Annotated in this window: 1 protein-coding gene and 1 rRNA gene; both read left to right on the top strand. The window is 45.5% G+C overall.

Annotated elements, in window-relative coordinates:
* Window positions 1-1,133, top strand: a 1,133-nt coding sequence (gene ltrA / locus E2L07_RS07420; protein WP_134229281.1) for a group II intron reverse transcriptase/maturase, incomplete at its 5' end; no start/stop codon positions are given.
* Between the two features lie 409 nt (window positions 1,134-1,542).
* A 16S ribosomal RNA gene (locus E2L07_RS07415) occupies window positions 1,543-1,617 on the top strand; the annotation flags it as partial.

Here is a 1,617-nt window from a genome sequence, read left to right as displayed (position 1 = left end):
ACTGGACTTCCATTCGAAATGAGATCATAGAAGGGTCTTATTTCCCGAAGCCTGTCCGTCGAGTCGAAATCCCGAAACCGAACGGTGGCGTAAGGAAACTAGGGATCCCCACGGTGATGGATCGTTTCCTTCAACAAGCGATCGCCCAAATCTTGACTCAACTCTATGATCCAACGTTCTCCGAACGAAGTTTTGGGTTTAGACCGCATCGGAGAGGACATAACGCCGTCAGGCAGGCGAAGCAGTGGATGAAGGAAGGATACAGATGGGTCGTAGACATTGACTTGGAGAAGTTCTTCGACAAGGTGAACCATGACCGTCTCATGAGGAAACTCTCCTCCCGAATCCAAGATCCTCGAGTGCTTCAACTGATTCGCCGATACCTCCAAACGGGTGTGATGGAAAGAGGACTGGTGAGCCCGAACACGGAAGGAACTCCGCAAGGAGGACCGCTTAGTCCACTCCTGTCCAATATTGTCCTAGATGAGTTAGACAACGAATTGGAGAAACGTGGATTGAAGTTCGTCCGCTATGCGGACGACTGTAACATCTATGTTCGATCCAAACGAGCGGGGCTCCGTATCATGGAGAGCGTAACCTCTTTCATCGAAAACAGGTTGAAACTTAAGGTCAACCGAGAGAAGAGTGCCGTTGATCGTCCTTGGAACCGTAAATTACTAGGATTCTCCTTCACACGAGGAAAGGATCCGAAAATGAGGGTGTCTAAGGAAAGTGTCAAACGACTCAAACAACGGATTCGAGAACTGACGAGCCGAAGACACTCCATGAAGATGTCTGATCGGTTACGCAGACTGAATCGCTACCTAACAGGTTGGCTTGGGTATTATCAATTGGTGGACACACCAAGTATCCTCGCCCAAATCGATGCATGGATCAGAAGAAGATTAAGGATGATTCGATGGAAAGAGTGGAAAACCACTTCCGCTAGACAAAAGAATCTAGTCAGATTGGGGATCAAGAAGGCGAAGGCTTGGCAGTGGGCGAACAGTCGAAAAGGCTACTGGAGAGTCGCTCACAGCCCGATCATGGATTATGCCCTGAACAGTGAATACTGGAAAGGACAAGGTCTCATGAGTCTAGCCGAGAGGTATCAAACAAGACGTTGGACTTAAGTGAAACCGCCGTATACGGAACCGTACGTACGGTGGTGTGAGAGGTCGGGGGTTCGTCACCCCCTCCTACTCGATTTAACATAAGGGCTTTCTTTTTTCTTTAAAAGTAGTATAATAAATAGACGAGCTTTTTAATTTGTTTAGGTTTTTAAAAAAACACTTGCGCATATTTAAAAAAGGTGTTATATTATTGCTTGTCGCTGAAATGAAAAAAATAACTAAGAAAATTATTGTTGACTTTCATTTCGGGTTTGTGTTATATTAGAAAAGTCGCTAAAAAACGACGCAGTTCTTTGAAAACTGAACAAAAGCCAAGCGAAATAAAGAGATACAAGGTATCTCGTCAATTACTTCATTTATGAAGTGTCGCAGGAAACAACATCCTGTGAAACATGAGCTTTATCAAACTTTTATGGAGAGTTTGATCCTGGCTCAGGACGAACGCTGGCGGCGTGCCTAATACATGCAAGTCGAGCGGACCAAA

The sequence above is a fragment of the Halalkalibacterium halodurans genome, from assembly GCF_004376175.1.
GTDB lineage: Bacteria > Bacillota > Bacilli > Bacillales > Bacillaceae_D > Halalkalibacterium > Halalkalibacterium halodurans.
This window is presented reverse-complemented; position numbering and strand designations above follow the sequence as displayed.